The organism is Salinivibrio sp. MA427 (genome assembly GCF_001996115.1).
Taxonomy (GTDB): Bacteria; Pseudomonadota; Gammaproteobacteria; order Enterobacterales; family Vibrionaceae; genus Salinivibrio; species Salinivibrio costicola.
Map to the genome: position 1 here is coordinate 1 of NZ_MUFH01000094.1, position 8,723 is coordinate 8,723.

At 49.2% G+C, this 8,723-nt stretch carries 7 protein-coding genes and 1 pseudogene; 6 read left to right on the plus strand and 2 right to left on the minus strand.

The features are described 5' to 3' along the window. Positions 1–24: 24 nt before the first annotated feature. A pseudogene (gene glpC, locus BZG79_RS08000) lies at positions 25–660 on the plus strand (anaerobic glycerol-3-phosphate dehydrogenase subunit GlpC); the annotation flags it as partial. Between the two features lie 71 nt (positions 661–731). On the opposite strand, the gene BZG79_RS08005 reads toward glpC, so the two are convergent. After that, positions 732–2,405 carry a BCCT family transporter gene (locus tag BZG79_RS08005; protein WP_077774143.1) on the minus strand — a complete coding sequence of 558 codons (1,674 nt, stop codon included), beginning with the start codon at positions 2,403–2,405 and terminating at the stop codon, positions 732–734. A 196-nt stretch (positions 2,406–2,601) separates the two neighbouring features. Between BZG79_RS08005 and BZG79_RS08010 the strand changes: the two genes are divergently transcribed. Continuing rightward, complete coding sequence (locus BZG79_RS08010) at positions 2,602–3,075, plus strand: DUF3429 domain-containing protein (RefSeq protein WP_242414143.1); 474 nt, start codon at positions 2,602–2,604, stop codon at positions 3,073–3,075. Between the two features lie 139 nt (positions 3,076–3,214). Next, positions 3,215–4,831 (plus strand): methyl-accepting chemotaxis protein, encoded by a 1,617-nt coding sequence (locus BZG79_RS08015; protein WP_199877625.1) that lies wholly within the window; start codon positions 3,215–3,217, stop codon positions 4,829–4,831. 68 nt (positions 4,832–4,899) lie between these two features. On the opposite strand, the gene BZG79_RS08020 is transcribed toward BZG79_RS08015, so the two are convergent. Next, positions 4,900–5,340, minus strand: a complete 441-nt coding sequence (locus BZG79_RS08020) for a hypothetical protein (RefSeq protein WP_021023116.1) — start codon at positions 5,338–5,340, stop codon at positions 4,900–4,902. A gap of 292 nt (positions 5,341–5,632) precedes the next feature. On the opposite strand from BZG79_RS08020, the gene BZG79_RS08025 reads away from it, so the two are divergent. The 3 genes from BZG79_RS08025 to BZG79_RS08035 form a co-directional block, all read left to right on the plus strand. Continuing rightward, entirely contained in the window at positions 5,633–6,673 is a 1,041-nt protein-coding gene (locus BZG79_RS08025; protein ID WP_077774145.1) for a substrate-binding domain-containing protein, read from the plus strand. Positions 6,674–6,739: 66 nt separating this feature from the next. Continuing rightward, on the plus strand, positions 6,740–8,122 hold the full coding sequence (gene pstC / locus BZG79_RS08030; protein ID WP_021023114.1) for a phosphate ABC transporter permease subunit PstC: 1,383 nt from the start codon (positions 6,740–6,742) through the stop codon (positions 8,120–8,122). After that, the coding region (locus tag BZG79_RS08035; RefSeq protein ID WP_199877627.1) for a DUF3333 domain-containing protein at positions 8,115–8,723 on the plus strand (609 nt) is incomplete at its 3' end. The genes pstC and BZG79_RS08035, both read left to right, overlap by 8 nt.

Below are 8,723 nucleotides of genomic sequence, written 5' to 3' on the forward strand. Positions count from 1 at the left end.
TGGGCTATGGCGTTCAGCTATTAGATGGGCTATGGCGTTCAGCTATTAGAGAAACACAAATGCTGTGGTGTCCCCTTAATTGCTAACGGTTTTTATGATAAAGCAAGACGTAATGCCACCGCCAATACCGCGATGATTGCCGATTCTGTTGCCGACGAGCGCCCAGTGATCGCGACGTCATCATCGTGTGCGCTGACACTCAAAGAAGAGTATCCGCATGTATTGGGTGTCGACAATCAGCATGTGGCAGGACAAATTAGCTTCGTGACCCGTTTTTTACTCAAAGCGGCAATGAATGGCGAGATGCCCAAGCTAAAACCCATCAATAAACGGGTGGTGTATCACACTCCTTGTCACTTGGAGCGCAGTGGCAATGCAATGTTCACCATTGAGCTATTGCGGATGATCCCCGGGTTAGACGTGGTTGTACTCGATAGCGAGTGTTGTGGTTTGGCAGGCACCTATGGCTTTAAAACCGAGAACTATCAAACCTCGATTGCCATCGGTAGTGGTTTGTTTGCGCAGATTAAAGCTGCAGAAGCCGACTTTGCTGTCACCGATTGTGAAACCTGCAAATGGCAAATTGAAGAGAACACACCGTTGGAAGCCTTGCATCCGGTCAGTGTGCTGGCGATGGCCATGGATGGTACGAACCCATAAAAGCGACGACGACCTCGAATAAAAAAAGGCCACCGTATGAGGTGGCGCTTTCGTTGGTCGATGAAACCGGTCTAGCGATTCGCTTGTGATGGCGTCGAGGCGGTGGGCTTGCCAACCGGCTCTGCCAGTAAAGACTTCATCACACTGATGGTCATTAAGATCACCAATACACTGATAGGTAATGCAGTCACCATGTTGGCCGTTTGTAAGGCTCTTAAGCCGCCTGCGACCAAAAGCACCGCGGCGACGGCGCCGATCATAGTGCCCCAGAAAACACGGAAGCGTTTCGGCGGATCATCATTGCCCATCGACAGAATGGTGGTGAGCACCAAGGTGCTGGAATCGGACGAGGTAATAAACCAGCTAAACAGCAAAAAGATCATCATGGCGTTCAGTATCCAACCCCAGATACCGCCGCCGGTAATGCCATCGGCTGTGGCGAACAATGCCGCAGGCAAGTCCCAGCCATTCACCAAATCAATGATTCCCGCAGTACCGACACCCGTCTCAGCAACAAGCTCTTGATGCAACGCATTGCCGCCAAAAATGGCCAACCAAGCAAAAATCATCAGCGTTGGCGCGCAAAGCACACAAACCACAAACTCACGCAGGGTACGTCCGCGAGAAATGCGGGCAATAAATAAGCCAATAAAGGGCGCCCAGCCAATCCACCAACCCCAGTAGAAAATGGTCCAGGCATTTTGCCATGCGGCTGGGCCTGGCGTTTCAGGAAACCACAGTCCCATTGGGATAAAACCGACCAAATAGTCACTGAGTGAAGCACCAAAGACGTGGATCAACCAGGTGGTTGGACCGCCAAATAAGAAGTAAGCGATTACCAATGCCGAGACGATAATGTTCCACTCGGAAATAATGCGGATCCCTTTGCCGACGCCAGACAGAGACGACATGATTGAGGCCACGGAAATCAAAACGATCAGGATAACCTGAGTCATGACACCGGGATCGATGCCAAATAAGCGATCGAGCCCCACCGCGATCTGACTGACCCCTAACCCGAGCGGGGTAGCGACACCGCATACGCAGCCCAGGACACCTAAAATATCGGTGATATGGCCAATGGGGCCGTAGATCCGATCGCCAATCAGCGGATAAATGGTGGATCGTAGCGCGAGCGGCAGTTTTTTACGGAACGAGAAATACGCCAGCGCGAGGCCAACAATGACGTACACGGCCCAGCCATGAAAGCCCCAGTGAAAGTAAGTAACACGCAGAGCAGCGGCCGCGCGATCAAATCCCATGGTGGTTGCGCCTGCCATATCAGCATATGGGTTGTTGGGGTAGCCGAACGCACCACTTGTATCAAAGTAGAGCGTGGGTTCGGCTACCCCAAAAAACAATATGCCAACACCGACACCGGCGGAAAATAACATCGATAGCCACGAAAAAGTACTAAATTCGGGGCGATCGTCGTCGTCACCCAAACGAATATTACCAAAACGGGTGACTGCAATAATGAAGCTGGCGGCCAATAAGAGAACAAGCACCAACATGTAATACCAACCGAACGTAGACTCTACCCAGCCGCGAGCAGCAGCAAACACACTGGCTGCTAGGTGAGTGTTAAACCCGGTAAAAAAAACGAAGACGAAAACCAGAAGGGTAGCGGCGATCATCATATTTTTATGAACGCCCTTAAACGGCCCCGTTTGGGTGACGCAATCGGCAAACGGATGCTGCAATGTGCTGGCATTGCTCGCATCCGACGTACTTCGTGTTGACATGAGTAACTCCTTTTTAAACAACAAAACGCGCAACAATTTACGCAAGGTGCGTTTTCTTTGCAAAAAAAAGAGGCCTTTATCACGGTAGTGAAGTGCAAAGTGATGAGAAAAGCAGCAAACCGGCACGAGCTATCAGCCATCATGGCAGTGATACCGTATAAACGAGCTGGACTGGTTTATGAGTAGGAGCAAAACAATGCCACAACCTGATGTTCGTGCATCGTCAGCGGATCGCACCATGCTGAATTTAGGTTATCTTGGCCTTTTACCGTTCGCGGGGGCCCTCGGGGTCAGTTGGACTGGGCTGACAGTTTTTGGCTTAGCTGGCGAACAATTGTTTATTACCTACAGTGCCGTGATTTTAAGCTTTTTATCCGGCGTGTTGTGGGGGAACGGCCTGGATAACACACCTCCTACATTGAGTCGGTATGCGTTGGTACTCAGTAATGTGTTCGCCTTGCTTGCATGGGGTGCATTGGTCAAAGGGGCGACACCTCTATCACTGACCGTAAGCGTGCTTACGGCAGGTTACTTTTTAGTGTGGCTTACCGAACGGTGGATTCGATATTGCCAACAAAAAAACGATCAGCCAGCGGGGTAYCAAACAATGCGCGATCGGCTCACTCTGAGTGTTATGGCCCTTCATGCGTTGTTGTTCCTTACAAATTAATACGTTTAAGCTGGCTCGTTTTCAGCTGGTTTGTTTTTTATAGTTGGCTAAACCTATTACAACTATTGATCGTACCCGTTACCCTTGGCGCAGAAAAACAATTAATTTAGTGATGGTATTTAAGGGTAATGGGGAATCTATGACAATCATTCAGTATTTACGGACGGTGTTTATTGCGCTCGGGATTGCAGTCGCCCTGAGTGGCGCCTATTTGTTCAGTGAAATTAGCTCAGTTAAAACCCAGTTCAATGACGTTGTCGAGCGCAATGTGCGTTTGCTCAGCACGGTGTCAGATTTACGCTATTACACGGTAACTTACCGCCGTTTTGCGCTCGATTATGGCCTAACCGATGATAAACAAGCGCATCGCGATATCCTGGTGAAAATTAAGCGCAATGACGAATCGGTACGTGGCGCGCTGACGAATATGAAAACGCTGACGGTTCGAGATAGTAACAGCGATGAAGTCACCACCATTGAGACACGTTTGAATGGCTATCGCGAGATGCAAAATGATTATATTCGTCTAATCGATAATGGGCGAATAGACGACGCTCGACGAAAAATGCTTGGGCCAATGTTAGCGCCCTTTGATCAAATAGTGGACAACCTTGCGTCGTTACAAGCTGATCTAGAAGCACAGGCCAATACCATCAAAGCACAAGAGTCTAAGAAAATCGAACAGCTGATTGTCATGGGGATAGCGGTAATTGTCGCGCTGATCGTGTTGATGGTTATCGTTGCACTTTTACTCCAAAACCGTATCCGCGGACCATTGTCCTTACTGGTTACGCAAATGCAGCGGGTAGAAAGTGGCGATCTGACGCAACGGCTCGATCTTGCTCAGTTTAACCGTGATGAATTAGGACAGGCCGCCAATACATTCGATCAGATGCAAAGCAGTATTACCCACTTAATTGGTTCGCTGATAAAAGGCACACAGCGGCTACAAACGGTCAGTAACGAGCTTTCGACTCAGGTGACGGATACGGTCAACAGTGTTGAGCAACAGCGTAGTGAGCTATCACAGCTCGCCAGTGCTATGACACAAATGGAGTCAACATTTGGGAAAGTGGCGAGTAATACGGTCGCGGCGGCCGAGCACACTGATAAATCGCGCGAGTATGCCCAGCAAGGTCGAGAAACCTTTGAACAGTCTTACCAGCAAAGCGTAGCCGCGAAAGATCAAGTTAACGAAGCGTCGCAAGTGATTGAGGCGTTAACCGCAGACAGTGAAAATATCGGTAAGGTCTCAGAGGTGATCAGTACCATTGCCGAGCAAACGAATTTACTTGCCCTTAATGCGGCGATTGAAGCGGCGCGCGCCGGTGAGGCAGGTCGCGGTTTTGCTGTGGTCGCTGATGAAGTGCGCGGTTTGGCAACCAAGACGCAGTCATCAACCGATGAGATTAATCAAATCATCGAAGGGCTGCAAACCAAAGCGCGTCAGGCGTATCAGGTGATGAGTGACAGCCAAACATTAACCCAAAAAGGATTGGATGATGCCAAACGCGCGGCAGAGGCGATTGAGACCATCAATGCGTCAACGCAGCAGGTGTCAGAAATGACAGGAGCGATTGCGACGGCGACCGAAGAACAAACCACTGCCGCTGCTGATTTAAACCAAAACGTCGCAGCAATTCACCGTGCGGCGGAATCTTTGGCTGAAACGGCAGAGCAAACGCGCCAAGCGTACGAGCGGTTAGAAAAAGAAAACGCGAGTATGAGTGAGCAGGCTCAAGCGTTTAGACTATAAACCGAAAAGCCAAGGCTCATTGTGAGAGCCGTGTTAACAACAAAAAATGCGCCTAAGTGGCGCATTTTTTATCGAAATAAATACAGAGAGAGAAAGTAATTCACATTTTGGTTAATAGCACGCAAAACGGCAGCAAGCCCGGCGTCGCTGTTTTCGGTAACATCCCAGGGAATGAATTTGCCGTAGCTTGGCAATGGCAGGCCCGATTGTACCGATGCGGGATTCAGAGCAATTAAATAATCGACATAGTCGAGTGTCAGCGCATCCAATGGCGCCGGCGCCAGATCGTAAGTCGATATTTGAAACTGGATCAGCGCTTGTGCGGCCTTATCGGTGCTCATGGTTTGCGTTGTGTGATAACAGTGCACATCAAAAAAACTGTTCGCTTTGCTTTTCATCATTGCGGCTGCCATTAACGACGCGCCGTATTTTCCATCACACAAAAAGAGTACCAATGGCTTGGCATCAGTGTTCAACCGTGTGTCCTCATTGTGGTTAGCATCTGTCATTGCCTTCTTTATCCAAATTGTTCGCAGCTAACATCTCAATTGTGATGTTATCTCGCTGCTATGCTATCGATGTTTCATCTATCCTAGCCACTTCCGCGCGCAGCGCTAGCGCACCTTGAGCAACTTTTGAGTGTGCTACCAATGCCTCTGGCTGTCATCAAACCTTCATCATTGCATAAAGGAACTGTCACTTTGTGCGCTTAATGTGTCTCCCCGTTAACCGAGTTCTTCGTTATGTGTAGATAAATTGATTTACACAGCACTAACTTAAATAATCGACTTGGAGGTTGATGTGAAACTTAAAGCTCTCTTTGCAGCGACGACAGTATCAATGGCCGTGCTGGCCTCAGGTAGCGCAACGGCTGCAAGCCGTGACTACATTAGCATCGTTGGCTCTTCTACTGTTTACCCTTTTGCTACTGTCGTTGCTGAGCGCTTCGGTCGCACGTCGCAATATTCAGTACCAAAAATCGAATCGACTGGCTCAGGCGGCGGACTTAAGTTGTTCTGTGCGGGCGTCGGTGAAAACACCCCAGATGTGACTAACGCATCACGTAAAATCAAAAGCTCGGAAATTGAACGCTGTAAGTCAAATGGCGTCGACGATATTGTCGAAATCAAAGTCGGTTATGACGGTATTGCTATCGCAAACTCGAAAGTATCGCAACAGTATGATCTCACGCTAAAAGATATCTACACCGCACTCGCTAAAACCGTCCCAGACGGTAATGGTAATTTGATTGACAACCCCAATGACACGTGGAAAGACGTGAACCCATCACTGCCTAACACCAAAATCGAGGTGCTAGGTCCACCACCAACATCGGGCACACGTGATGCGTTTGTTGAGCTAGCCATGGAAGCGGGCTGCTCCGAGTATCCCGAAGTCGCAGCACTTGAAGACAGTAACGAAGACAAATTCAAAGCGATTTGTCACGGCATGCGCGAAGACGGTGCTTTCATCGAAGCCGGTGAAAACGATAACTTGATTGTGCAAAAGYTTGAAGCAAACCCAGATGCGCTTGGCATCTTCGGTTACAGCTTCCTTGAGCAAAACGCAGACAAAGTACAAGGCTCTAAAATCTCGGGTGTTCTGCCAACATTTGATGCCATTGGTACCGGCGAGTATCCCGTATCACGTTCACTGTATTTCTACGTTAAAAAAGCGCATGAGAACGTGATTCCTGGCCTGACCGATTATGTGAAAGCGTTCACCTCAGAAGAAGCAATGGGCAGCATGGGTTATCTCGCTGACCGTGGCCTTATTCCACTGGGTGAAAACGAGTGGCAACAAGTACGCAGTGCTGCCGTCGATTTAAAACCAAACTTGTAAGCGCATTGTGAATACGAAAGGGTGGTACGTGTCACGTACCCCCTTTATTCGTGTTCAGGAGGAACAATGACAACACCCATGCTGATGACCGTGATTGCTATTATTGCAATTTCCGGCTTTTTTATTGCTCGAACGCGTTCTATTAAGCTTGCCAACATGGCTGGTGGCTTGAGCAAACTGCATTCTCGACCTAACTATTACGGCTCATATGTCGCCATTTTGGCGGCGATTCCGGCACTGGTTCTTTTATTGTTGTGGCAAGCGGTAGAACCGAACTTGATCCACAGTTTGGTGATGGCACAAATTTCCGATACGTACGTCACGCAGTTCGGCAATGCGGATTTGTTATACAGTCAAATCGGTAATATTGCTCGTGGCATCACCCAAACTGACGATGCTGTCTTGTTGGCTGCGGCGGACCATTATCAAACCCTGAACCATTTAGGGACCACATTACGATTCACCGCAATGACTGCACTTGCGTTGGCGGGATTAGCCTTTGGCTGGCGCTCGCTACGACTGCGTTTACGTGCCCGCAATCGGGTCGAAAACGTGATGCAGGGCTTTTTATTGTTCTGCTCAACCCTCGCAATCTTAACCACATTCGGCATTGTGCTCTCAGTGTTGTTTGAAGCGATGCGATTTTTCCAAATGATCCCCGTGACCGAGTTCATCTTTGGCACCGAATGGTCGCCACAGATTGCACTGCGTGCAGATCAACAAGCCTCGAGTGGTTCTTTTGGTGCGATCCCGCTATTTACCGGCACTTTGATGATTTCATTCATCGCCATGTGTATCGCGGCACCGGTTGGGTTAATGAGTGCCATTTACTTGGCTGAATACGCATCGCCCCGTGTTCGCGGCATTGTTAAGCCTATTTTAGAGATCCTTGCGGGGATCCCGACAGTGGTTTACGGCTTTTTCGCAGCGTTAGTTGCGGCGCCATTTATTCGTGATGTTGCCCATGCGATCGGCTTTACCAGTGCATCGTCAGAAAGTGCACTCGCAGCTGGTGCGGTGATGGGCATTATGATCATTCCGTTTGTCTCCTCGCTGTCCGATGATGTGATATCCGCCGTGCCTCAGTCACTGCGTGATGGTTCATTAGGGCTAGGCGCTACCCCTTCTGAAACCGTGCGTCAGGTTGTGATTCCTGCCGCGTTACCAGGCATTGTCGGTGGTTTATTGCTGGCGGTATCACGTGCGATTGGTGAAACCATGATCGTGGTGATGGCGGCAGGATTATCGTCTAACTTAACGGCGAACCCCTTGGAATCGGTGACTACGGTCACGGTTCAAATCGTGACATTGTTGGTCGGTGACCAAGAGTTCGATAGCCCTAAAACGCTGGCTGCATTTGCTTTGGGTCTCACGCTGTTTGTTGTGACGCTAGCGCTCAACTTCGTGGCGCTACGCATCGTGAAAAAATATCGAGAACAATATGACTGATAAAATCGAAAAAATTGCGCAAGAGAAGCGTGCTAGGGTAAAAGCAGGCCTTGCGAAACGTCGCGGAAAAGAAAAGCGTTTCCGCTGGTATGGTATGACATCGATTTTTCTCGCCTTCACCTTTTTGGTATTGCTGATTGGGTCGATTGTCTCCCAAGGGTATACGGCGTTTTACACCACCGAAATCCGTTTAACGGTTGATCTCAGTGAGCAAAGCTTGGGCATTGAGGGAAAACCACTGAACGATGAAACATTGGAGTACCTCAGTTATCGTTCGGTATTGGCGAAGGCCATATTTAATGCGATGCCAGAGGTGACCTCGCGGGGCGATAAACGTGATCTATTTCGCTTTATCTCTACGGGCGCGGAATATGATTTGCGTGACCGTGTTGCCGCAAACCCCGATCTGGTCGGACAAAAGATTGAGATTTGGGCATTGGCGGGTGATAACGTCAACCAATTTAACAAAGGCAACATCGACGGCAAACTCCCAGAGTCAAATCGTCAGTTTAAAGACAAGCACATAAACTGGTTTAACCAGCTAGAAGATGATAATCGCGTGCGCACCGTGTTCAATACGCGCTTCTTCACCAATGGAGAT

Coding starts and splice junctions, on each gene's coding strand:
- BZG79_RS08005 (WP_077774143.1), bottom strand. CDS start 2,405: ATGTCAACACGAAGTACGTCGGATGCGAGCAATGCCAGCACATTGCAG.
- BZG79_RS08015 (WP_199877625.1), top strand. CDS start 3,215: ATGACAATCATTCAGTATTTACGGACGGTGTTTATTGCGCTCGGGATT.
- pstC (WP_021023114.1), top strand. CDS start 6,740: ATGACAACACCCATGCTGATGACCGTGATTGCTATTATTGCAATTTCC.
- BZG79_RS08020 (WP_021023116.1), bottom strand. CDS start 5,340: ATGACAGATGCTAACCACAATGAGGACACACGGTTGAACACTGATGCC.